The following is a 23,920-nucleotide window of genomic DNA, read 5'->3' on the forward strand; positions in this document are numbered from 1 at the left end:
TCTATGTCCTTCCGCGTGCGTTGAACAGGCCCCGATTCAGGCGGGTCACCAGGGACCTCGGGATCAGTCCGGCAACCGCAGCAATCGTTTTGTACTGCGCTCCGGGCACGCTGAGCACCCGGGCTTTCTCCAGATCACGCAACGAGCCGGCTACCACCTCGTCCACGTCGAGCCACAGTGCTCGCGGCAGCGAACGCGTCTGTAACCCGGCTCGCTCGTGGAATTCGGTGTGGACCAGACCCGGGCACAATGCCTGCACCCGGACGCCGGTCCCGGCCAGCCCGCCCGCCAGCCCTTGCGAGAAGGATACGACGTACGCCTTGGAGGCCGAGTAGGTCGAACCCCTCCCGGGTATCAGCCCGGCGATACTGGCCACATTCACCACCGTGCCGTTCGCCGCGTGCAGCATGGGCGGGACGGCCGCGCGGGTCAGCTGCACGACGGCGGTGACGTTCACATCGAGCTGGGACTGCAGGGCTTCGGGGGACAACGTCCAGAACTCCTCGGAGAACCCGAAACCCGCGTTGTTGACCAGGAATTCGACGCCTTCGGCCAGCCGCGCCGCCACCCTGTCCCGATCCTGCGCGCGGGCCAGATCGGCGGGCAGCACCTGTGCGCGGGCCCCGAAGCGCACCTCCACCTCGTGGGCCAGCGCCGCCAGCCGCTGCTCGTCCCGCGCCACCAGCACCAGGTCGTAGCCGAGCGAAGCGAGCCGGGTGGCGTACGCCTTGCCGATTCCGGAGGTCGGCCCGGTGACCAGGGCCACCGGCCGATGAGCGCCGGGCAGGCGCGAAACGGGAGAACTGTCGGTCATCGATCGCCCATCATCGGTACATCTCGGCGGACACGGTCGGCGATGACCGGTGGTGCGCCACCATTGTGGTGCCTGCCGCGCTCGGGTGCGGGCAGTACACGCGCAAATGGCCGAACCCCGATCTCCCCGGTGTGTCGCGGGCGGGGCTGGGCGCGAAAACACCGTCGTGACCGGGCGAGAACCCGGCGGCGCGCCCGGCCGCGAAAACACCGCTGCCGCCGTGACGAGTCACGACGGCAGCATCGATGCGAGCGGGATCGGTCACCGCGGCGCGGGACCCTGATACGGGCGGAAGCCCGGGTGGAAGGGACCGCCGGGCGGGGCGCTGCGGCCCTGGTCGCGGCGCCAGCCCTCCTCGGGTTCGGCCGGTTCGCGCCGGTCCGCGCCGCCCTGCCAATCGTCGTCGTCCTCGTCCGGGCGGCGGTCGTCGAACTCGTCGTCGTCGAGCCGGCCCGCGGCGGCGTCCTCGGCGGCCGGCGGCCAGTTGCGGCGCGGGCGATTGCGCGGATCCGGCACCACTTTCAGTGCGGGACGCCAGGATTCGGCTTCCTCGGCCTCGTTCTCGCCCCCGGCGATGTCGCCGACCAGCGGGCTCGCCTCGCGGGCCGGGCGGGTGCGTTCGGGCTCGTAGTCCCCGTCGGCGTCATAGCCGTCGTAGTCGTCGTCCTCGGGCAGCGGGCGCGAATTGCCGGGCTCGGGCAGTTCGTCGCGGCCGCGCTCGGAATTGATGACCGGCGGCAGCACGTGCAGCAGGCCCGAGAGCCGCAGCACCGCGTCGATGGCGGTCTCCCAATCCTTGGCGACCGACCCGACCGGCAGCATGCCCAGGGTCCAATTGCCCTCGCTCCACAGCTGTTGCACGGAGTCGGGCAGCGATTCGATGAACGCCACCATGCGCTGATCCACCGCGTGCCGGGCGATGTCGGGGTTGGTGGCGAACACCACGCGGTCCCCGATCGCGCCGAGCAGTTCGAGATCGTGATCCTTGGGCGGGGGCGCGGTCTTCACGCGCAGGTCGATATCGATGTCCGAGCCGATCTGCCGGCGCACCGCGACCAGCGTGGCGGCGTCCTCCAGATCGAAGAGCACGAACTTCTCGCCCTTGCGATTGCCGGAGACCACGTCCACCGCGGACAGGTAGCCGAGTTTGGCCAGCGCGCCGCGCCGCCAGGTGGAGGCCAGCGAGGGTTCCACCGAAACATAGGTGTACCCCTGGGTTTTCGCCCAGACCTGGCGCACGTGACCGGTCCGCTGCCGTTGCAGCCGATCGAAATAGAGCAGCACGATCGCACCCACCAGCGCGATCGCCGCCAACCCGAACCATATAGCCGTCATCGCCGCCTACCCTATCCAGCCGGGCGGGAGATTGCCCGGTACGCTCTGCCATTTTCGCCCTGCGCTGCGAGCTTCGAAAACAACCGAAATGGACCTGCTCACCGTGGCCCGCCGGGGAGGGAGGTGCTGATGATGATCGTGGCCTGGATCGAGCCGTCGGCGCCCTTGTCGCCCTGCACCATGACCATCTCACCCACCGGCAGATCCGCCACCTTCGTGCTGCCGAGCGAAATCACCTGTGTCTCTTCGTCGGTGTGCACGGTCACCGTAGTGCCGGCCAGCGTAGTCATGGTGAGGGTGGTGCCGTCATTGGCGGCGATGGTGCCCATATTCGCACCGAGCGAATCGATGTCGCCCAGGCCGGGGATCTGCGGCACGCCGCTGGGCAGCGGTTGCGAGGAGGTGTTCGGCTTGCTGGGGAAAACGAAGGTGGGGGCCGCGGTGGTTCCGGCGGCGGTGGGCGACTCGGGCGTGTTCCGGTTGGCCAGGAGCACTCCCACCGCCACGCCGATGACCGCGATGCCCGCGAGGGCGGCCAGTCCGAGCCCGATCCACAGCCCGGTTCTGCGCGGCGGCTCGGGGGCGGGCGGGCGCGGGAATCCGGCGGGCGGATAACCGCCCGGCGCGCCCGGGCCGCCCGGGTAGTTCGGCGGCGGCTGCGGGACGTAGCCGCCCGCGGTGTCGTAGGTGCTCGTCGGCACGTACCCGGCTCCGGCCTGGTAGGCGGCCGTCGGTTCGTACCCCGCACCTTGTTCGTACCCGCCCCAGCCCGCGTCGTGCGGCGGGATCACGCGGGTGGCCTCCGGACCCGGCGGCACTCCGAAATACTCGGTCGGCCCGTACGCGTCCGCGGGATCGGAAGTGTGCCCGACCTGCCCCGGGGCGGGCGCCATCTTCTCGGTCGGTCCCTCCCCCGGGCTCACGTCGGGCCGCCGCGCCCACGGATCGCTCGGATTCGTCATGACCTCCAGCCTAGGCTGCCGAGCTCTCCGCAGCCGCGAACTCGACCGAGCGGTGTGCTCTTGCACCGCCCGGCCGAGATCCGCGATTACCTGCCCACGATGAGGTGATCGCCGTCCGAACTCACGTTCACCTTGACCGTGTCACCGTCCTTGACCTCGCCGGCCAGCAGCTCCTTGGCGAGGGTGTCGCCGATGGACTGCTGGATGAGCCTGCGCAGCGGGCGCGCGCCGTAGGCCGGGTCGTAACCGCGCACGGCCAGCCAGAAACGGGCCGAATCGGACACGTCCAGGTTCAGGCGACGCTGGGCCAGCCGCTTCTGCAACTGCTCCAGCTGGATGTCGACGATGCCCTCGAGCTGTTCCTCGTCCAGCGGATGGAACATCACGACATCGTCGAGCCGGTTCAGGAATTCCGGTTTGAACGCGGCGCGAATCGCGTTCATGACCATCTCCTGCGAACCGCCCGCTCCCAGATTCGAGGTGAGAATCAGGATGGTGTTGCGGAAGTCGACCGTGCGGCCCTGACTGTCGGTGAGCCGCCCTTCGTCCAGCACCTGCAGCAGGATGTCGAACACATCGGGATGCGCCTTCTCGATCTCGTCGAAGAGCACCACGGTGTACGGCCGCCTGCGCACCGCCTCGGTCAGCTGACCGCCCTGGTCGTAGCCGACGTAGCCGGGGGGCGCGCCGACGAGCCGGGCCACCGAGTGCTTCTCGGAGTACTCGCTCATGTCGATGCGCACCATGGCGCGTTCGTCGTCGAACAGGAAGTCCGCCAAGGCTTTCGCGAGCTCGGTCTTGCCGACGCCGGTCGGGCCGACGAACAGGAACGAGCCGGTGGGCCGGTTCGGATCGGCGACCCCGGCGCGCGCCCGGCGCACCGCGTCGGACACCGCCCGCACGGGTTCGCGCTGACCGATGACGCGCCGCTCGAGCTCCTCCTCCATGCGGAGCAGCTTCTGCGTCTCGCCCTCGAGCATGCGGCCGACCGGAATGCCGGTCCACGCCGAGACCACCTCGGCGATGTCGTCCGGCCCGACCTCCTCCTTGAGCATGACCTCACCGTCGGCGGCGACACCGGCCTTGGCCTCGGCCGCGTCGAGTTCCTTCTCCAGCGCGGGAATTCGCCCGTAGCGGAGTTCGGCGGCCGTGCCCAGATCACCGTCGCGCTCGGCGCGCTCGGATTCCCCGCGCAGGGTCTCCAACTGCTCCTTGAGCACGCGCACCGAATCGATGGCCTGCTTCTCGTTCTGCCAGCGGGTCATGAGCTGGTTCAGCACCTCGCGGTCGTCGGCGAGTTCGGAACGCAGCTTCTCGAGCCGGGCCTTGGACGCCTCGTCGGTCTCCTTGGCGAGGGCGACCTCCTCGATCTCCAGCCGGCGCACCGCGCGTTCGACCTCGTCGATCTCCACCGGGCGCGAATCGATCTCCATGCGCAGCCGGGAGGCGGCCTCGTCGACCAGGTCGATGGCCTTGTCCGGCAGGAAGCGCGAGGTGATGTACCGATCCGAGAGCGTCGCGGCGGCGACCAGCGCCGAGTCGGTGATGCGCACGCCGTGGTGCACCTCGTACCGCTCGTTGAGCCCGCGCAGGATGCCGACGGTGTCGGCCACCGACGGCTCGCCGACCAGCACCTGCTGGAACCGGCGTTCGAGGGCCGGATCCTTCTCGATGTGCTGGCGGTATTCGTCGAGGGTGGTCGCGCCGACCAGGCGCAGTTCCCCGCGCGCGAGCATCGGCTTGATCATGTTGCCGGCGTCCATGGCGGATTCGCCGGTCGCGCCCGCGCCGACGATCGTGTGCAGCTCGTCGATGAACGTGATGACTTGGCCCGCACTGGATTTGATCTCCTCCAGCACCGCTTTCAACCGCTCCTCGAACTCGCCGCGGTACTTCGCGCCCGCGACCATCGCGCCCAGATCCAGCGACACCAGCTTCTTGCCGCGCAGCGATTCGGGCACGTCCCCGGCGATGATGCGCTGGGCCAGGCCCTCCACGATGGCGGTCTTGCCGACGCCGGGTTCGCCGATGAGCACCGGGTTGTTCTTGGTGCGCCGCGACAGGACCTGCACCACGCGCCGAATCTCGTTGTCGCGCCCGATGACCGGGTCGAGTTTGCCCTCGCGCGCCTGGGCGGTCAGGTCGGTGGAGTACTTCTCCAGCGCCTGGTAGCTGCCCTCGGGATCGGCGGTGGTGACGCGGGCGTTGCCGCGCACGGCGGTGAACGCCTCGCGCAGGGTGTCCGCGGTCGCGCCGTACTTCAGCAGCAGCTGCGAGACGTCCGAGTCACCGGCGGCCAGGCCGACCATGAGGTGTTCGGTGGAGACGTATTCGTCTCCCATCTCGGTGGCCAGCCGCTGGGAGGCGGTGACCGCGGCGAGCGCCTCGCGCCCCAGATTCGGGGTGGTGGTCGCGCCGGAGGCCCGGGGCAAACGGTCGACGATGTCCTGTGCCTCGCCCCGCACCGTCGCGGGGTCGACGCCCACGGCCTTGAGCAGCGGCGCGGCGATGCCATCGGTCTGATCCAGCAGCGCCACGAGCAGGTGCGCGGGCCGGATCTCCGGATTGCCGGCCGCCGAGGCCGCTCCCAGGGCGGCGGTCAGGGCCGCCTGAGTCTTGGTGGTGGGATTGAACGAGTCCACAAGTCCCCTTTCCTACTGATTGCTTTGCCGGTTTCAACGCAGTAGAAGTTGAGTCTGTTCCGCTCAAGTTCAATATTTTCAGGCCCCGCCGCACTGCCCCCTCACGCTACTCGCCGCGCGGCGGGCCGATTGGCCCGAATCACGGTGCACACGGGGCATATCGGCCTACGATGAGGCCGTTCGTCGACGCATCACCCGCTCGTCCCATGCTCGGCTCGGAATACACCCCGAACGAATGGAGCAGCAATGCGCGCGATCGTGGTTCGTGAGTTCGGCGGCAGGGCCGAGGTCACCGAGATGCCGACCCCCGAGGCCGGGCCCGGGACCCTGCAGATCCAGCTCGACGCCGCCGGGGTCAACCCGTTCGACAAGCGCCTCATCGACGGTTTCCTGGACGGCAAGCTGCCGCACGAGTTCCCGATGATCCCCGGCGTGGACGGCGCGGGGGTCATCTCCTCGGTGGGCGCGGGCATCGAGGATTTCGGCGTCGGCGACCGGGTGGTCGGCAAGTTCCTGATTCCGCCGGTGGGGCACGGGACCTTCGCCGAGTACATCGTGGTCCCGGCCGCCTCGATCATCGCCAAGGTGCCCGATTCGGTGACCTCCATCCAGGCCGCGGCCCTGCCGACCGCGGGGATCACCGCCCTGGATCTGGTGCACGCCGCGCGGCTCACCGCCGGGCAGCGGGTGCTGGTGGTCGGCGCGTCCGGCGGGGTGGGGTCCTACCTGGTGCAATTGGCCGCGCTGGCGGGCGCGCACGTCATCGCCACCGCCCGGCCCGACGACACCGATCGGATGATTCGCCTGGGCGCGGCCGAGGTGGTCGACTACGGGCGGATCCCGGTCGGCGATTCGCCCACCCGGGAGCAATCGAGCCCGCTGTCGGTCGCCGATTCCGTGCGAATGAGCACACCCGGCGGGGTCGACGTGCTCTTCGATCTGGTGAGCGATCCGGCCGGATTCGGCGCGAACGCGGAGCTGGTGCGGGACGGCGGAGCGGCCTACACCACCGCCGGGTCCGCCGGGGGCGCCGATCTGAAGGGGCGCGGCATTCGCGGCGGGGATTTCGAATCCTCCGGTGGCGCACCGGAATTGCGGGAGCTGCTGCGCGACGTGGGCAACGGCGATCTGGTGGTGCCGATCGACGCCACCCCGCCGCTGGAGGGAGCACCCGATGTTATCGGCGCCTCCGGTGCGCGTGGTAAGACGGTGCTCGTCATCTGAACCTCGGGTTACACAAATTGGCCTGCTCCGGCTATATCCGTGCGACCACCGTTTTTTCAGGGATACTTGACGCGGAGGGCGCCCTGGAACCGGGTGCGTCCGGGGTACAGCACACGAAAGGAATGTTCGACGTCGTGGATGCGCGTTCGGCAGCGCTGGTCCGCGCAAACTTCCGGACAGTCGTAGAGGCACCGCACGGGCCCGAACGGCTGATCAGCGCGTTCTACGGTCACCTCTTCGCAGAGATTCCCGGCTTGCGGGAACTCTTTCCTTCCGCCATGGACATGCAGCCCAAGCGGCTGATGACGGCCATCCAGTTCGTGCTGGACAATCTCGAGGACTGGGACCGGGCACAGCGCTTCCTGGAGCAACTCGCGCGCGACCACCGCAAGTACGGTGTGGAGGCCGCCCACTACGACATGGCGGGCCGGGCGCTGCTGGCGGCGTTCCGCAGCTACAACGGCACCGGGTATTGGAGCCGCGAGCTGGAGCAGGGGTGGCAGGACATCACCATCCTGATCTCGGCGTCCATGGCGATCGGCGCCAATTCCGATAAGTCGCAGCCCTATTGGGAGGCCACCGTGGTCGGGCACCGCCGGGTGGTGGACGACCTGGCCATCGTGCGGCTGCAGTCGGACACCCCGATCCCGTATCAGGCGGGCCAGTACGTGCCGATCGCGATTCCGCAGCGGCCCAAGATGTGGCGATACTTGTCACCGGCCATTCCGACCAACCCGTACGGGGAGATCGAGTTCCACGTGCGCAAGGTGCGCACCGGCTGGGTGAGTCCCGCCATCGTCAACGAGACCGAGGTGGGCGATCGCTGGATGATCGCGGCGCCGCTGGGCGGGCTGCACGTGGATCTGCGCAGCCGCCGCGATGTGCTGATGATCAGTTCCGGCACCGGCATCGCGCCGATCCGGGCGCAGTTGATCGAGATGGGCAGGCGCGGCATCAATCCGCGCGTGCACCTGTTCATGGGCGGGCGCTATCCCTGCGATCTCTACGATGTGGAGAACCTCTGGCAGCTCTCGCAGAGCAACCCGTGGTTGACCGTTATTCCGGTGTGCGAGAACGAAACCAACCCGTGGTGGCATCCCCACGCGCCCGCGGATCCGCCGTTCGGCATGCATCGGCGGCTGATCGGTAACCTGGGCGCGGTGGTGGCGAGTTTCGGCGCCTGGGAGGACCGGCAGATTCAGATCGCCGGGTCGGCGCGCATGATCGCCGACACCAGACGGGCGCTGATGGCGGTCGGCACGCCGGAGCGCAATATCAGCACCGATCCGGTGTAGTCCGATCACTGCGGGCGAATGCCCTTGCAGGACAGCTGTTTACCAGTTCGGTAGTGGAACGATCAGGAGTGTGCGGTGACCCTCGACCCCGACCAGACCGGTGAGATCCCCCTCGGCCCGGTGACCGAATGGACCGCCACCGTGGTCGGCGTGCACCGCCTGCGCGAGGACACGACGGTGGTCCGCCTGATCGGTGAGTTCGTGCCCTTCGCCCCCGGCCAGTCGGTGGAGGTCCGCACACCGCAGCACCCGAACATGGTGCGCCGCCTGTATTCCGCGCTCCCGCCGTCCCTGGACGGCAAGCTGGAGTTCCATGTCCGCGCGGTCCCCGGGGGCTGGTGCAGCGGTTCCCTGGTGACCGACACCCGCGCGGGCGACGAGTGGCGGATCACCGCTCCCGCCGGCTGGCTCGCGGTCCACGAGGCCGCCGCGGAACTGATCCTGGTCGCCGACGGTGTAGGCCTGGCTCCCCTGCGCGCCCTCCTCCTGGACCTGACCCGCCGCCCCCACCCGCCCCGCACCCACCTGTTCGTCGGCGCCCGCTACCCCCGCGACCTCTACGCCGCCGACATGCTGGCCCTGCTCGGCAACGAACTCCCTTGGCTGACAATAGTTCCCGTGGTCGACTCCGACAACGACCCCGCCCACCCCGACCCCTGGTACGACCAGTGCCGTGTGGACATAGGCTTCCACCCCGAGGAGCTGGTCCCCGGCCCCCTGGCCGCGGCCCTGTCCCGGTTCGCCCCCCTCGACCACCAGCAGATCCTGGTCTGCGGCGGCATGACGGCGGTGGAGACGACGGTCGACATCCTGGTCGACACCGGGACGCCCATGGAAAACATCCGCTACGAGGCCTTCTGAGGAACCGCCCGGACGCTAACCACGGATCAAACCGGTTATTCGGCGATTACCTCATCCAAGTCGGCCGCGGTAAGGACGCGACGCCCCATCTCCTGCAACCGCACCGAGCTCTGCGCCCGAATCGCACACGCGATCGAGCTCCGCCGAGGTCAGGGTTGGCAGGTCGGCGATAAATGCCGACAGCTCCTGCTGTAGGTGCCGCTCCATACTCCAAGGAGAGAATGAGGGGAGAGTTAGGTTGACTCGCAATGCCGACATCTACCGGGAGCTCCACGCTACGAGCCCGGCCGGTCTCGTCGTCTTCGCCCTCGCCTGCGCGGAGCGCGGAAGCGGGATTTTTCAGGCCCTTGCGGAACATGTTGAGGGGGAACAGCTTTCCGGCATCCTCGAACTGGCGTGGAGCGCGGCCGCCGGTGACGCCGACGACGGCGATTCGGCCGCGACCGTTGAAGAATTCGAAGAGCTGGCGGAATCTTTCGATCCGGACGAGTCAGACACGTCGTTCTTCGTCGTACAGTCCGCGCTGCTTGCCGTGAACGCGATCGCGCTTCTGTCGGATCCGCGCCCCGCGCGGGCGGAGCTGTCCGGTCAGACCCTGGAAACACTGCTCGGGGACTTCGACTTCCGGCTGAGCGGGCAGACCGCGGTCATCGTTCGTGCCGGCGAAACCCCACCGCCGCCGGGAAGGCTGCAGCGACTGGAGCAAGAGGCTCAAACCGCGACCATGCGTGCGTTGACGGCACTGCCCAACGGCGATGTTGCGTCGCGGGAGTTCCTCGACGAGATCCGGGAGTCGTGCCGGGCGGCTCGCGATGAAATCGCCTCTGCCACCGAAGCTGTGGCCGAACTCGCAGGGTGGCTGTAGCACGGGCTTCCACAGAGCAGCCGTGTCGTACGACGATCTCGACGGTGGCCGACGCGGAAGAGTTGGTGAACCCGCGCCGCTGCCAGTCGTACGGCAGCGGCGCGGGGGTTTGGGGGGACCCGCGCCCGTTAGAACAGGGGATCGTGGCGGATGTTTTTCGTCGAGATCCCGGCCGCCATCAGGCGGAACTTCGTTGTTTGGACCATCGAGGGGGCGCCTACTATTTGGACGTCGCGATCTTCCCAGGCGCCGAAACTTGCCACTATCTTTCCTATTTGGCCTACCCGGCGGGGTTCAAGGCCGGGGTACTCCTTCGGCTCCTCCGTCGAGGTGTCGAAGTGCCACCAGGGATTTTCTTCGCTTTCGGTGACGGGGTGGACCGTCAGCCATTTGTTCGCCTGGGCCAGTTGGCTCAGGACCTCGAGGTCGTAGAGGTCGCAGGGGTAGTGGCCGCCTACGAAGATGTCGACCTTCGGGTTCGAGCGGCGCTGGGTCATGGCCATCAGCTGGGCACGTAGGGGAGCTATGCCGGTGCCGCAGCCGACCATCAGCATCTTGCGGCGGGTGTTGCGGGGGACGCCGAGGCCGCCGAGGGGGGAGCCGATCAGCCAGCGTTCGCCGACCTTCGTGTGGCCGACCATCGCGGGGCTGACCCAGCCGCCGGTGACGCCGCGGATGTGGAACTCGATCTCGCCGCTGGGATTCGAGGGAATCGCGGGCGAGAGATAGCGCCACATCCGGGGGCGGGAGGGCACCTGCACGCTCATGTACTGGCCGGCCGCGTACTGCATGGGCTGGTCCAGTTGCAGGCGCACGATGGAGAGATTGCGCAGGACCTCGCGGTGCTCGATCACGGTGCCGGTCCACACCGGCGGGGTGCTCTCGGAATCGGCGGCGCCGATCATGGTGTCGGCGATGACGCCGAGCCCGGCATCCCAGGCCTGTTCGACCTCGTCGGTCCACATCTCGGTGCCCGCGTACGCCTGCATCGCGGTCTTCAGCGATTTGGCCACCGCCGCATAGTGTTCGGCGACGACACCGTACTTGCGATGGTCGCGGCCCAGTTGCGCGAGGAAGGGCAGGAGCTTGTCCGGCTCCTCCAGCCTGTCCACCACGTAGGCGATGGCCTTGACGAGGCGGTCGCGCTGGGCGTCCAGGGCCGCGGGGAAGAAGTCCCGCACCTGTGGGTAATCGGTGAAGAGGATGGCGTAGAAAGATCGAGCGAGTTTTTCGGGGCCGCCGTCCTCCGCAGCAACCGCCTTGAACGTCGTTCTTATCAATGCGACGGTCCGCGAATCCATTTGTGTCACAACCCCATTTCGCACTCGAACACAGGCGAATCCGGCGAGTGCAGTGCTGCGGGACACTCGACAGCAGCCGTTGGTGAGCAAGTGTAGGCGAGGTTTGCCAGCAACGGAACGGGACCTTTCAAACACACCCCTGCAATTCCCTGAAAACCAGGCAAAGGCGAGCAATCTCCCCAGAAAACAGACTGATCAACTAGGAAACGCCGTGCGACACGGGTTTTCACCCATCGACCATGCGTGATCCGTTTTGCAAGACTCAGAAAACGAGCGACCCCACCGCAACCCTGACGGTTCCGAAATCCCCAAGTCGCTCACGACAAATCCAGCAAAATTCACAAATTCCCAACCGACCGGTCTAAATGTATTACCCCGAAACCCCCGGCGCCACCCCGCATCCCCCGCAACACCATTGTTTGCCGCACACAACTAAATTCAGCACATTGCCTGCAACAAACCGCATCAGTGCGAACACCACCCGGCACCCCCGCCCGAAACAAAAGCAGCGCCCCGGAATCCGGGACGCTGCCTGTCGCTGCCGAACCTCCGCTACGGGAGATTCCGCCGATGGCGGGGCTGCCACACCACCAGGGCCGTACTGCGCTGCGGCGGAGTCAGGTCCGGCCGGTAGCCCGCCCGCAACCGCTCCACCTCCGCACCGAGTTCGGCGACCCGCTGCTGTAGCTCTTCCACCTGATTGGTGAGCTCGATGATCCGTTTGATGCCCGCCAGGTTGACGCCCTCGTCCTGGGACAGCCGCTGCACCTCGCGCAGCAGCTGCACATCCCGGTCCGAGTAGCGCCGGCCGCCGCCGGAAGTGCGTTGCGGCGACACCAGACCCAGGCGGTCATAGGTGCGCAGCGTCTGGGCGTGCATGCCCGCCAGCTGCGCCGCCACCGAGATCAGGAAGTACTGCGCCTCGGTGGCCTTCTTCGGATCATGACTCATTACGCACCTGCCCATCCAGCACGCGGATCGAAGCCACTGGTCTTCTCCGCCTCCGCGTAGCGCCGCAGCGCCTCGGTGGCATCATCGTCCAGCTTCTGCGGTATCGCGACCTTGACGGTGACGAGCAGATCGCCGGCGCCTCCGTCGCGCTTGGACACACCGCGCCCGCGCACGCGCAGGGTGCGGCCGTCGGCGGTGCCCGGGGGCACCTTCACGCCGACCCGGCCCTCCAGCGTCGGCACGGAAACCGTTGTCCCCAGCACCAGTTCGCTGTAGCTGACCGGCAGCACCAGGGTCAGATCGTCGCCGTTGCGGCCGAAGACCTTGTCCTGGCTGACGTGCACGGTGACGAACAGATCCCCCGGGGGCGCGCCCCGCAGACCCGCTTCACCCTGGCCCGCCAGCCGAATCCGCTGTCCGTCGCGCACACCCGGGGGGATACGCACCGTGATGGTGCGGGTCCGATTCTGGATGCCCGCGCCCCGGCAGTCGACGCACGGATCGTCGATGATCGACCCGGTGCCCCGGCAGTCGTCGCACGGTTCGCTGAACCCGAACGCGCCCTGGTTCCGGCTGACCACGCCGGTTCCGTTGCAGTGCGGGCACACTCGCGGACTGGTGCCGGGCTTGGCGCCACTGCCGTGGCAGGTGGTGCACGCGGCCGGGCTGGTCATGCGCAGCGGCACCGTCACGCCCTGGGCGGCCTCGCGGAAGCCCAGCGTCGTCTCGGTTTCCACGTCGCTGCCGCGGCGCGGCCGGGACGAGGTGCGGGTTCCGCCCCGGTTGAACAAACCACCGAGGATGTCGCCCAGTCCGCCGTCGGCGCCACCGGGCTGCGCCCCGCCGAAGATATCGCCGAGATTGAAGTCGCCGGAGAAACCGCCGCCGCCCTGGCTGTAACCACCGCCGGGCGAGAAGCCGCCGCGGCCGAAACCGCCGCTGGCGAAGAGCTTTCGCGCTTCGTCGTACTCCTTGCGCTTATCCGGATCCGACAGCACGGCGTGCGCCTCGCTGACGGTCTTGAACCGCTCCTCGGCCTTCGCGTCACCCGGGTTCTTGTCCGGGTGCAGGTCACGGGCGAGCTTGCGGTACGCCTTCTTGATCTCTTCGGGGGTCGCGCCGGAGGCGATACCCAGCTCCTTGTAGAAGTCCTTCTCGAGCCACTCCCGATTCACCGGGCATCCCCTCCTTTCGATTCGATCGACACCGGAACCGGTGTCCGGACCCCGGTCGGGGTCGCTGTCGTATTACTCGACGCCAGCGGCATCGGGACCGCCGTTCGCCGAGTCCGGCGCGGCAGCGCCGTTCAGATCCGCCACCGAGTCGGTGACACCGACCAGTGCGTGCCGCAGAACGCGATCGCCGAAGCGGTAGCCCTTGCGCATGACCATGCCGAGTACCGGGTCGTGCCCGGAACCCTCGTGCTGCACGGCCTCGTGCAGGGTCGGGTCGAAAGGCTCGCCCTCCGAACCGAAGTCCTGTAGCCCCTGCTTCTGCAGGGCGGTGACCAGCTTGTCGGCCACCGACTTGAGCGGGCCGTTCTCGAGATCGCCGTGCGCGCGCGCCCGGTCGAGATCGTCCAGCACCGGGAGCAATTCGCTCACGATGGTCGCTTTCGCGTTGTCGATGGTGGCCTGACGGTCACGCTCGACGCGGCGGCGGTAATTGGCGTATTCGGCGGTGAGCCGCTGCAGGTCCGAGGTGCGCTCGGCGAGTTCGGCGCTGATGGCGTCGGCGAGGGAGTCCTCGGCGAGCGCATCTGCGGCCGAAGCCGCGGCGAATTCCTCCGCCGCGGCCTCGCCTACCTCACCCGAGACCGTATTCGGTTCCTGCTCCGGGTTCGGATTCGTCACTTCTTCTCCGGCTCCTCGACGACCTCGGCATCGACGACGGTGTCATCGGCGTCGGGCGCGCCCTGGCCGTTGGCCGAAGCGCCCTGCTCCTGCGCCGAGGCATCGTAGATGGCCTGGCCCAGCGCCTGCGACTCGGTCGCGAGCTTCTCCACCGCGGACTTGATGACCGCGATGTCGGTGCCCTTGAGCGCCTCGTTCGCCTCGGCGATGGCCGCCTCGACCTTGGTCTTGATGTCGGCCGGGACCTTGTCCTCGTTGTCCTTGATGAACTTCTCGGTCTGGTGCACCAGCGACTCGGCCTGGTTGCGGGTCTCGGCCTCTTCGCGACGGGCCTTGTCCTCCGAGGCGTGCGCCTCGGCGTCCTTGACCATGCGATCGATCTCTTCCTTGGACAGACCGGAGCCGTCCTGGATCTTGATCGTGTTTTCCTTGTTGGTGCCCTTGTCACGCGCGGTCACGTGCACGATGCCGTTGGCGTCGATGTCGAAGATGACCTCGATCTGCGGCACGCCACGCGGGGCCGGCGGGATGCCGGTCAGCTCGAAGGAGCCGAGCAGCTTGTTGTGCGAAGCGATTTCGCGCTCACCCTGGAAGACCTGGATCTGCACGGACGGCTGATTGTCGTCGGCCGTGGTGAAGGTCTCGGACCGCTTGGTCGGGATCGTGGTGTTGCGCTCGATGAGCTTGGTCATCACGCCGCCCTTGGTCTCGATGCCCAGCGACAGCGGGGTGACATCGAGCAGCAGGACGTCCTTGACCTCGCCCTTGAGCACGCCGGCCTGCAGGGCGGCGCCGACGGCGACGACCTCGTCCGGGTTCACGCCCTTGTTGGGCTCACGGCCGCCGGTCAGTTCCTTGACCAGCTCCGACACGGCGGGCATACGGGTCGAACCACCAACGAGGACAACGTGATCGATGTCGCCGACGGCGATGCCCGCGTCCTTGATGACGGACTGGAAGGGCTTGCGGGTGCGGTCCAGCAGATCAGCGGTGATCTTCTGGAACTCGGCGCGGGTCAGCTGCTCGTCGAGGAACAGCGGGTTCTTGTCCGCGTCGACCGTGATGTAGGGCAGGTTGATCGAGGTCGACTGCGAGGACGACAGTTCGATCTTGGCCTTCTCCGCGGCCTCACGCAGGCGCTGCAGGGCCATCTTGTCCTTGGTCAGGTCGATGCCCGAGGACGCCTTGAACTTGTCGACCAGCCAGGTCACGACGCGCTCGTCCCAGTCGTCGCCACCGAGGTGGTTGTCGCCGGAGGTCGCGCGGACCTCGACGACGCCCTCGCCGATGTCGAGCAGCGAGACGTCGAAGGTGCCGCCACCGAGGTCGAAGACCAGGATGGACTGTTCCTTGTCGCCCTTGTCCAGGCCGTACGCCAGCGCCGCCGCGGTGGGCTCGTTGACGATGCGCAGGACGTTGAGGCCCGCGATCTGGCCGGCTTCCTTGGTCGCCTGGCGCTGCGCGTCCTCGAAGTAGGCGGGGACGGTGATGACCGCGTCGGTGATCTCCTCACCGAGGTACGCCTCGGCGTCGCGCTTCAGCTTCATCAGCGTGCGCGCGGAGATCTCCTGCGGGGTGTACTTCTTGCCGTCGATCTCGACGGTCCAGTCCTCGCCCATGTGGCGCTTGACCGACCGAATCGTGCGATCGACGTTGGTGACCGCCTGGTTCTTCGCGGGCTGACCCACGAGAACCTCGCCGTTCTTGGCGAAGGCGACGATCGACGGGGTGGTGCGCGAACCCTCCGAGTTGGCGACGACTACCGGCTCACCGCCTTCGAGAACGGCGATGACCGAGTTCGTGGTCCCGAGGTCGATACCGACCGCACGAGCCATGGTGTTTCCTCCTAGTTGATTACCTGCGTCCATGCCACTGGACCTCGCTCCCGCGATACGGCGGGGCATGGTCCACAGCAACACTGAGCGTGGTCAGCTCAATCCTGCATCGATTGTCTATCGGATGCAACTCTAACTTGAGTCGAACTCGCTCAACTTGTGTCTGATCTGCACCAACGAGCGGCTTCGGAGATGTATTCCCGGGCTCGAAAAAAATCCCGGGACGCCGGGCCGAGTGCCATTGTGTGCATACCGAACGGTCTCTAACCAGGGTTCGGGTCCGGATTGTGATCGAAGGACGCGCAACTTTCGACGCGCTCGGGGTGAGCACGCCCGGGTAGACCGGGGTCCGCGAGCCGGGGCGGACCACCCGGCCGGCGTCGTCGGGCTGCGCGCCCCGGGCTCACTTCCCGTCTTCGGGGAACACCTCGCGCGGTTCGCCGGAGAAGGCGATGTCCATATGCCCCTGCTGCGTGCCGTCGGTGACGTAGACGGTCACCACCGGGCTCTGATCGGTCGCGCCGGGCGAACGGTGGATGGAGACATGACTGATCGCGCCGCCGGGCACGCGCAGGGTCTGCGGCGCGCCCGCCAGGATCGCGGCGATCGCCCGCACGTCGATATCGGTGAGCTGGAACGATTCGGTGCTGCCGCTGCGCGAACTGGTCGAGGAGTTGCCGAAACGGCCGTCGCGGTAGGTCAGGTCCTCGGACCGATTGCCCTCGATCGGCCGGTCCACCCGCACGTAGTCCGGGTACAGCGTCACGTCGTCGACCGGGGAGTCCCCGTACTCGGCCCGGTAGGCGGCGAGGAAGCTGCCGAAGCCCTGACCGGTGGTGCCGTCGGTGCGCGCGGTGCGCGGCGGATCCGGTTCGCTCACCCAGCCGAAGAACGAGCCGAGCAGCGCGGCCACCGCCACCGTGCCCGCGGCCGCGATCCAGCGCCGCCGCGGCAGTCGCCGTTCGGGCCGAATCAGCGGGGCGTCCACCAGGTTTCGCGGAATCTGGAGATCGGAGATGAGCGCGTCGAGATCGCCGAAGGTGCGCGCCCGCATCGCGGCGGCGGTGCGCTGGGTATGTTCGGATTCACTCAATTCGCCTGCGGCACGGGCGGAATCGAGCAGCGAGCAGGCGTCGACCCGATCGGAGTCGCGGACCCGCAGGCCGGAATGCTGAGAAACCATCGTCGCCTCGCCTAACCCTTGAAAGGGGATGTCCGCAGGATCGCACCGGCGGGGGTGGCCGTCAGATTGCCGCGCTCCTCGAAGGAGTTGTCCACGTAGACGCTGAGCACCGGTGGGCCGCCGCGCTGCGGCTCGAACCCGATATGGGTGACCGCGCCGTTCTCGACCTTCAGCAGTGCGGGGGCCTCGGCCAGCAGCTTGTCCAGCGCCGCGGTGTCGATCTCGGCCAGATCCGCTGTCGCGGTGGTGGTTTGCCGAACCGCGGGCGCGGTGCTCAATTCGAAGCCGCTGCGATAGGTGTACTTGGCCATCCGATTCGGCTGCGGCGACTGCGTCACCGAGATGTGCGCCTCGAAGAAGGACACCTCGTCCACCAGGGTGGTGCCGAACTTGGCGCGGTAGTCGTCTCGGAACTGCGCGATGCCCGCGCCGGTCGTGAAGTTCGGGGTCCCGATGATCTTCGGCGTGATCGCGCCCAGCTCCACCGCCGGCGGCGGCGCGGGCGGGGTCTCGGGCTGATGCGCCCACACGAAGGCGCCGACCGCCGCGACGAGGCTGACCGTCACCATGGCGACCGGAAACAGGAAGCCGCGGACCGACGTCGGCGGCCGGGCATCGGCCGGTGTGCCGACCGGGCGCTGGAGGTCGTCGGTGAGGTCGGCCAGCTCACCCAGGCTCTTGGCCTCGCCGGCGAGTTCGGTGAGCGCGCGGTGATCCGCCGCGCGCAGCTGCCCGTCCGCGAGCGCGGCGTCGAGCAGCGCGCAGGCGGCGGCCCGGTCCTCGTCCCGCGCCCGGGTCCGCGGCGGATACCCGCTGCCGCGCCGGCTCGGCCGCGCGGTGGGCACCCGCGTCTGGGTCGCGCCGGGGGTGGCCTGCAGATCGGCGACGAGCCGGTCGAGTTCACCCAGTGTTTTTGCGTCCCCGGCCCGTTCGGACCGGTCGTGATACTCGGCCGCCCCGAGCTGCCCCTCCTCGTAGGCGGCGTCGAGCCGCGCCCGGACGTTCACGCGGTCCACGTCCCGCGCCCGCATGCGCCCGGCGCTGGCAGAACCCGACGTATCGGCCGATCTCGCACTCACAAGCGGATGGTAGCGGCCCGTGCCCGCCTCGGGCGCGCCGAAGCCCGGCCCGGCCCGGCGAGGCGGGAGCCGCCCCGCCGTAACACGCCCGAATGCTCGCTCACACCACGACGACGGCGATCCCGGGAAGGGCTGCGCGCGGAGTGATCGATGCCCGGCACAGCGGCGTGCATCCCGGCGACTGCGTGTCCGGGCGCGAGTGCGCGCGCCCGGCCAACCCGCTTCCGGACGCGGAACCTCCACCCGCGCACGGCAACTGCGCGGGGTGCGGCCGATCGCGGGCGGCCCGCAACGCGACTCGCCCGGGAATCAGACACGCGGAGTGTCCGAAATACCCGGCTTTCGGACGGTCTGGGAAAAGATCTAGCTCAGTTGTCAGCCCAGCTCAGGAGGCCAGATGGGAGTGCGGTTCGGCATCTCTATCCCGCCCGTGGCAACCGCGCTGGCGGATGTACTGGATATGACGAGGGCGGCCGAGGACGAGGGCCTGGATCTGGTGGGCATTCAGGATCATCCGTACGCCCCCGAGCACGGGGACGCCTTCGGGGTCCTGGGACCGGCACTGGCGGCGACCAACCGGATCACGCTGTACTCGGGAATCGCGACCATGCCGCTGCGGCGGCCGTCGATGCTCGCCGAGCAGGCGGCCACCCTCGACCTGATCAGCGGCGGGCGCTTCGAACTCGGGGTCGGGACGGGCGCTTTCGAGGAGGGCGCGCTGGCCCTGGGCGGCCCGCGATCACGCGGCGCGGCCGCGCTGAGAGCCCTGTCCGAGGGTATGGAGATCATTCGTTCCGCCTGGAGACCGGGACAGGTGGTCACCGTGCGCGGCACCGAGTACACGGTGGCCGGGCTGCCGGGCGGACCCGCGCCCGCGCACCGGATGGCGCTGTGGCTCGGCGCCATCGGCCCGCGCGCCCTCGATCTCATCGGACGTGCGGCCGACGGCTGGGTCGCGCCGCTGCCGGCCTGGCTGCCGTGGGAGCAGTGGCGCAACGCGCAGGATCGCATCGACAGCGCCGCGCTGGCGGCGGGCCGCGATCCGCGGGCCATCACCCGCATGGCCGCCCTGCCCGGCGAAATCGGCGACCGCGCCCTGCATCCGAGACCGCGCGGCGCCGATCCGATCCGGGGCTCGGCCGCGGAGTGGGCGGAGATCATCGCGGCCCTGCACCGGAACGCGCGCTTCGACACCTTCATCTTCTGGCCGCCGAGCCTCGACGTGGATCAGGTCCGGCGCTTCGCCCGCGACGTCGTGCCCGCCGTTCGCGAAAGACTCGGCGAAGTGGCCATGGCCGGATAGGGCCGCGCGATTCCGTACACGCGCCGCCGGACATCGGGCAGCTCACCCGGCGCGCGGTCCGAAACCCGCACCGCGCCCGGGGTTCCCGGTGTCCGGACCACCGCCGCGAACCGCTAGCGCAGCAGCGGGAAACCGCCGGATTCCAGGATCGCGGCGATCGCGTCGGCGCGCGCCCGTGGGGCCGCGTAGTCCGGGTGCGCGCCGAGGACAGCGGCGGCGTCGCGCAGGCGGACCATCTGCCGTTCGGCCTCGGCGACGGTGCGCCCGTCCGGGGTGATCGGGTGGGCGGCGAACACGGGCTCGCGCGGATTCACGCGTCCCAGGTGCAGCGCCCGGTCCACCCGGCGCGAACACCGGCAGGGCGCCTGGGGATTCGCGAGCCCGCAGTTCGCGGTGAGGAAGTTGCCGAGTCGTTTCTTGGCGCGCTCCAGGCGTTTTCGATAGGCGGCCGGGGTGATGTCGGCGATCCAGGCGGCCTCGGCGGAGCTCAGTTCGAATATCTCCGAGAGGACGAAGGCGATCCGCTCCTCGCGGGCCAGGCACTGCAGCATGGCCTGGGTGCAGGTGAGCCGCACCTCGTGGGTGAGCAGCACGGCCTCGGGTCCCCGGTAATCCTGTTCGGCGAGGCCGTCCCGCAGGTCGGCCCCGAATTCGTCCAGGCTGACCTGATTCGCCTCCTGCGTGGTCTTGCGCCGCAGATTCAGCAGGTAGTTGACCCCGATGCGGTACGCCCAGGTCAGCAGTTTGGCCTCGCCCCGCCACGTACCCAGGCTGCCCACCACCCGCAGCAGGATCTCCTGCCCGGCGTCCTCGGCGTCGGCCGGCCGCCACACCATGCGCAGCGCCAGCCGATAGATCGGATCCCGCAGCAGCCGAACGACGTCCGAGACCGCCGCCCGGTCCCCCGCCACGGCCCGAGCGACCAGCTCGCGCTCGGCGGCGTCCGGCCCGCGGTCGGCAGCGTCCGACCCACGCTCGGCAGAAACGCGCCACCGCTCGACGGCGAGCGACTCCCGACCGGGAGCGCCCGCGACCGCATCCCGCTCGCTCGCCCCATCGGGTGCCGAGTCGCGCGCGGGCGTGGGACCGAGCGAACGGCTCTCCAGCGCTGCGGGTTCGGGAGAGCCGGACTGAATCGACATACCGCCAGCTTGTGCACGCGGGCCTCCGCGCGCAAGGACTTTCGGCGGAGATCACCGGTCGGCAGGCGAAGCTCCGAGTCGAGTGCGGCGGGAACCGAATTCCCCCACCGCGCACATCGCCGATCCCGCGGGGATCACGGGGCGAAGGCGTGCTCCGGCCCCGTGATCGGCCCTGCCACGGCGATATCAGGCTACCGCCCGCACCGCGGTCAGGGCGTGCCGCTCGATCCACGAGGCCACGGCGGTCCCGATGGCGTCGGGCTGATCCTCCGGGCAGTGATGTCCGGCCGGGCCGATGTTCGCGGTCTCGACGGCGGCGAAAGTCCGCTCCGCCCAGGCGATGGCCTCGGCCGAACCGAGCCCGACGCCGTGTTCCACGCCCATGACGAGCTTGGGCACCTCGGGCGATTCGGCCATCCAGCGGCCGTAGTTCTCGATGATCGCGACCACGTCGGCCGGCTCGCCGTCGAGCGGGAACTCGCGGGGCCACACCAGCATCGGCTTGCGCGAGGCCGGGGTGGGGTACGGCTTGCGGTACGCCTCGAGGGCGTCGAGGGACAGGCTGCGGGTGGAGGCGGGGAGGTTGAACTCGATGAACATGTTCTTCTCCAGCACCATCTCCTCCCCTTCCGGAGAACGGAAGCGGCGGAACAGTTCCGCGCCCTGCGGCGGCATCTCCGACCAGCTCATCGGACGCAGGAAGGTCTCCACCACCGCGAGCCCGCGCACCCGCCCGGGATGGCGTGCGGCCCAGTCCATCGCGAGCGCGCCGCCCCAGTCGTGCCCGACCAGCACCACCCGGTCCAGGCCGAGCGCGTCGAACCAGGCGTCGAGGTAGCGGGCGTGGTCGGCGAAGCGGTAGTCGCTCTCGGGCTTGCCGGAGTCGCCCATGCCGATCAGATCCGGTGCCAGCGCGCGGTTTTCGCCGGTGATGTGCGGAATCACGTTGCGCCAGATGTGGGACGAGGTGGGGTTGCCGTGCAGGAACACGACCGGGATCGCACCGCTGCCGGCGTCGGTGTAGGCGAGGTAGGAGTCGAGTACGTCGACGGTTGCCATGGTGTTCGTCCTTCCGAGTGAATTGCCTTCACCCGGTTGGACACTCACCGGCGCCGCCTGTGACAGGACTCGTCAGTGACCCGTGTCACAGTTCTCGGCGGCCGGGCGATCGACCGTCAATCCGGGATGGATGCCGGGGGTCAGCCCGTTGCCGACCGCCGCCCGCTGCAGCAGCGCGACGAGCACCGCCCGATCGGACTCCGCCAGCGGCGCAAGCAGTTCGGCGTCCAGCTCGGTCGCGATCCGGGCCGATTCCACCAGCAGTTCGATACCCGCCGGCAGCAGATGCACCGCGTGCGCGCGCCGATCCGCCGGATGCCTGCGGCGCTCGACCAGGCCGCGCTTCTCGAGGTCGTCGACCAGGCCGACCATCACGTTGCGGTGGATGCCCAGCGCCTCGCAGAGCTGCTGCTGGGACTGCCCGTCGTTGGCCTGCAGGATCCGCAGCATGCCGTGGTGCTGCGGCTTGATGCCCAGCGGCGCCAGCAGTTCACCGAAACGGCTCGCGCTGTGCGAACCCAGCTGGCCCAGCAGGAACGCCGGATGCGCGGCGAGCGGCGAGAGGTCGGGAGCGGTCACCGCCCCAGCCTACAGGAAGGCACCAATATGGATTGCCCTGTTGCGTGATAATCACTTCATGTGCATAGTTTGAGGAGTCGCCAACACCCCACCGAATCGAAGTGAGCTCGCCGTGGAATCCGACACCGTTCCGACAACCCTCGATCCCCGCCGCTGGATAGCCTTCGCCGTAGTCCTGGCCGCCGGGTTCATGGATCTGCTCGACGTGACGATCGTCAACGTCGCCGTGCCGAGCATTCAGCAGGATCTGCACGCGGAATACGCGCAGATCGAATGGATCATCGCCGCCTACGTCCTGTCCTTCGCCGCCGTCCTGATCACCGGCGGCAGGCTCGGTGACATCTACGGCCGCAAGCGGCTGTTCCTGCTGGGCATGGCGGGTTTCACCCTCGCCTCCGCGGCCTGCGGGCTCAGCACCGATCCGGCCATGCTCATCGCCTCGCGCTTCGTCCAGGGCGCCATGGCCGGGCTCATGGTGCCGCAGATCCTGGCCATCATCCGGGTCACGTTCCCGAAAGCCGAGCGCACCAAGGCGATTGCCATCTACAGCGCCGTCGGCGGTTCCGCGTCCGCGGTCGGGCTGTCGCTGGGCGGGGTGCTCGTGCAGTGGGATCTGTTCGATCTCGGGTGGCGGCCGATCTTCCTGGTCAACATCCCGGTCGGCATCGCCGCGTTCGCCGCGGCGTCGATCGTCATGCGCGATTCCAAGTCCCCGATCGCGCCACGCCTGGACATTCCCGGCATGGTGCTGGCCGTCTCGGCGGTCATGCTGCTGGTCTATCCGCTCGCCGAGGGCCGCCGGCTCGAGTGGCCCGCGTGGACCTTCCTCATGATCGGCGCGGCCGCCGCGGTGTTCGCGGTGTTCATCGCCTACGAGCGGCGCAGGGCGCGCACGGTCGGCTCACCGCTGGTCGACCTCGATCTGTTCCGGTCCCGCGCCTTCACCGTCGGGCTCGGCGGCTGGCTGCTGTTCTGGATCGGATTCGGCGGTTTCTTCCTCATCTGGACGCTGTTCATGCAGGCCGGGCTGGGCTGGTCGCCCATGCGAGCGGGGCTGACCGCCATGTTCTTCGCGGTCGGCGCGGGCATCGGGGCGGGCGTCTCGGTGAGCGTGCTGGCGCCGCGCTTCGGCCGCTGGGTGCTCGTGGGCGGCGGGGTCGTCGTGGCCGCGGGCTTCGCGCTGTACGGGTGGATGGGCGTCGAATACGGTGCCGGATTCGCTTCCTGGCAAATGGTATTGCCGCTGATCGTGACCGGTATCGGCTTCGGATTCGTGGTCGCGCCGACCATCGATATGCTGCTCGGCCAGATTCCGGACCGGGAGGCGGGCGCCGCGTCCGGGCTGCTCAATACCGGTCAGCAATTGGGGCTCGCGCTGGGTGTGGCGCTGGTGGGCATCGTGTTCTTCGGACAGCTCGACAATGCCGTGGTGACGAGCCCCGAGTCCAATGCGGCCAATTTCGCGCACGCCTTCGACTACACCCTGAAATGGGGTATCGGCCTGATGGTCGCGGTGTGCCTGGGATTCTTCGCCCTGCCCCGCGACACGCGGCTGGCGCCGCAGGCCGACCAGGTGCGCGCCGAGGAGCTGACCCCGGCCTGAAAACCGCGAAACAGCCCGCGAATTCCGGCGAAAT

General features: G+C 68.7%; 20 protein-coding genes. 6 read left to right on the forward strand and 14 right to left on the reverse strand.

What is annotated here, in order from left to right:
• Position 1: 1 nt before the first annotated feature.
• The 4 genes from ACFVBH_RS31360 to clpB form a co-directional block, all read right to left on the reverse strand.
• Entirely contained in the window at positions 2-814 is an 813-nt protein-coding gene (locus ACFVBH_RS31360; protein WP_354988608.1) for an SDR family NAD(P)-dependent oxidoreductase, read from the reverse strand.
• Between the two features lie 261 nt (positions 815-1,075).
• Entirely contained in the window at positions 1,076-2,149 is a 1,074-nt protein-coding gene (locus ACFVBH_RS31365) for a hypothetical protein (RefSeq protein ID WP_379007183.1), read from the reverse strand.
• Positions 2,150-2,247: 98 nt separating this feature from the next.
• On the reverse strand, positions 2,248-3,111 hold the full coding sequence (locus ACFVBH_RS31370) for a DUF5666 domain-containing protein (protein WP_379007185.1): 864 nt from the start codon (positions 3,109-3,111) through the stop codon (positions 2,248-2,250).
• Between the two features lie 86 nt (positions 3,112-3,197).
• Entirely contained in the window at positions 3,198-5,753 is a 2,556-nt protein-coding gene (clpB, locus tag ACFVBH_RS31375) for an ATP-dependent chaperone ClpB (protein ID WP_354988610.1), read from the reverse strand.
• 246 nt (positions 5,754-5,999) lie between these two features.
• On the opposite strand from clpB, the gene ACFVBH_RS31380 reads away from it, so the two are divergent.
• The 4 genes from ACFVBH_RS31380 (at position 6,000) to ACFVBH_RS31395 (ending at position 9,998) form a co-directional block, all read left to right on the forward strand.
• Complete coding sequence (locus ACFVBH_RS31380; protein WP_379007187.1) at positions 6,000-6,977, forward strand: NADP-dependent oxidoreductase; 978 nt, start codon at positions 6,000-6,002, stop codon at positions 6,975-6,977.
• 134 nt (positions 6,978-7,111) lie between these two features.
• The gene (locus ACFVBH_RS31385; protein WP_354988612.1) at positions 7,112-8,272 is read left to right on the forward strand and encodes an FAD-binding oxidoreductase; all 1,161 of its coding nucleotides are present in this window, start codon (positions 7,112-7,114) and stop codon (positions 8,270-8,272) included.
• Positions 8,273-8,347: 75 nt separating this feature from the next.
• A complete protein-coding gene (locus ACFVBH_RS31390) occupies positions 8,348-9,133 on the forward strand; it encodes an FAD-binding oxidoreductase (RefSeq protein ID WP_379007189.1) in 786 nt (261 codons plus the stop codon).
• A gap of 238 nt (positions 9,134-9,371) precedes the next feature.
• On the forward strand, positions 9,372-9,998 hold the full coding sequence (locus tag ACFVBH_RS31395) for a hypothetical protein (RefSeq protein ID WP_379007191.1): 627 nt from the start codon (positions 9,372-9,374) through the stop codon (positions 9,996-9,998).
• A gap of 128 nt (positions 9,999-10,126) precedes the next feature.
• Here the strand turns inward: ACFVBH_RS31395 and ACFVBH_RS31400 are convergent, their stop codons facing one another.
• From ACFVBH_RS31400 to ACFVBH_RS31430, 7 genes are all read right to left on the reverse strand, one after another.
• Positions 10,127-11,299 (reverse strand): globin domain-containing protein, encoded by a 1,173-nt coding sequence (locus ACFVBH_RS31400; protein ID WP_354988616.1) that lies wholly within the window; start codon positions 11,297-11,299, stop codon positions 10,127-10,129.
• 552 nt (positions 11,300-11,851) lie between these two features.
• Positions 11,852-12,250, reverse strand: a complete 399-nt coding sequence (locus ACFVBH_RS31405; RefSeq protein WP_354988617.1) for a heat shock protein transcriptional repressor HspR — start codon at positions 12,248-12,250, stop codon at positions 11,852-11,854.
• Positions 12,250-13,425 carry a molecular chaperone DnaJ gene (gene dnaJ / locus ACFVBH_RS31410; protein ID WP_354988618.1) on the reverse strand — a complete coding sequence of 392 codons (1,176 nt, stop codon included), beginning with the start codon at positions 13,423-13,425 and terminating at the stop codon, positions 12,250-12,252. The genes ACFVBH_RS31405 and dnaJ overlap by 1 nt, the downstream gene beginning before the upstream one ends.
• Before the next feature lie 72 nt (positions 13,426-13,497).
• Positions 13,498-14,103, reverse strand: coding sequence for a nucleotide exchange factor GrpE (grpE, locus tag ACFVBH_RS31415; RefSeq protein ID WP_379007194.1), 606 nt, complete (start codon positions 14,101-14,103; stop codon positions 13,498-13,500).
• Positions 14,100-15,938 (reverse strand): molecular chaperone DnaK, encoded by a 1,839-nt coding sequence (gene dnaK / locus ACFVBH_RS31420; protein WP_354988620.1) that lies wholly within the window; start codon positions 15,936-15,938, stop codon positions 14,100-14,102. The genes grpE and dnaK overlap by 4 nt, the downstream gene beginning before the upstream one ends.
• Positions 15,939-16,341: 403 nt before the next feature.
• On the reverse strand, positions 16,342-17,121 hold the full coding sequence (locus ACFVBH_RS31425; RefSeq protein WP_379007198.1) for a DUF1707 domain-containing protein: 780 nt from the start codon (positions 17,119-17,121) through the stop codon (positions 16,342-16,344).
• Positions 17,122-17,132: 11 nt separating this feature from the next.
• A complete protein-coding gene (locus tag ACFVBH_RS31430) occupies positions 17,133-18,200 on the reverse strand; it encodes a DUF1707 domain-containing protein (RefSeq protein WP_379007200.1) in 1,068 nt (355 codons plus the stop codon).
• A gap of 397 nt (positions 18,201-18,597) precedes the next feature.
• Here ACFVBH_RS31430 and ACFVBH_RS31435 point away from each other — a divergent pair, with 397 nt between their 5' ends.
• Positions 18,598-19,503: an LLM class flavin-dependent oxidoreductase gene (locus ACFVBH_RS31435; protein ID WP_354988623.1), complete on the forward strand. Its 906-nt coding sequence runs from the start codon at positions 18,598-18,600 to the stop codon at positions 19,501-19,503.
• Between the two features lie 113 nt (positions 19,504-19,616).
• Here ACFVBH_RS31435 and ACFVBH_RS31440 read toward each other — a convergent pair whose 3' ends face one another.
• The 3 genes from ACFVBH_RS31440 to ACFVBH_RS31450 form a co-directional block, all read right to left on the reverse strand.
• The gene (locus ACFVBH_RS31440; protein WP_379007202.1) at positions 19,617-20,645 is read right to left on the reverse strand and encodes an RNA polymerase sigma factor; all 1,029 of its coding nucleotides are present in this window, start codon (positions 20,643-20,645) and stop codon (positions 19,617-19,619) included.
• A gap of 186 nt (positions 20,646-20,831) precedes the next feature.
• Complete coding sequence (locus ACFVBH_RS31445; protein WP_379007204.1) at positions 20,832-21,704, reverse strand: haloalkane dehalogenase; 873 nt, start codon at positions 21,702-21,704, stop codon at positions 20,832-20,834.
• A gap of 72 nt (positions 21,705-21,776) precedes the next feature.
• Positions 21,777-22,283 carry a MarR family winged helix-turn-helix transcriptional regulator gene (locus ACFVBH_RS31450; RefSeq protein ID WP_379007206.1) on the reverse strand — a complete coding sequence of 169 codons (507 nt, stop codon included), beginning with the start codon at positions 22,281-22,283 and terminating at the stop codon, positions 21,777-21,779.
• A gap of 112 nt (positions 22,284-22,395) precedes the next feature.
• On the opposite strand from ACFVBH_RS31450, the gene ACFVBH_RS31455 reads away from it, so the two are divergent.
• A complete protein-coding gene (locus ACFVBH_RS31455) occupies positions 22,396-23,886 on the forward strand; it encodes an MFS transporter (RefSeq protein ID WP_354988627.1) in 1,491 nt (496 codons plus the stop codon).
• Positions 23,887-23,920: the final 34 nt, after the last annotated feature.

The organism is Nocardia sp. NPDC057668 (assembly GCF_042799795.1).
Taxonomy (GTDB): Bacteria; Actinomycetota; Actinomycetes; order Mycobacteriales; family Mycobacteriaceae; genus Nocardia.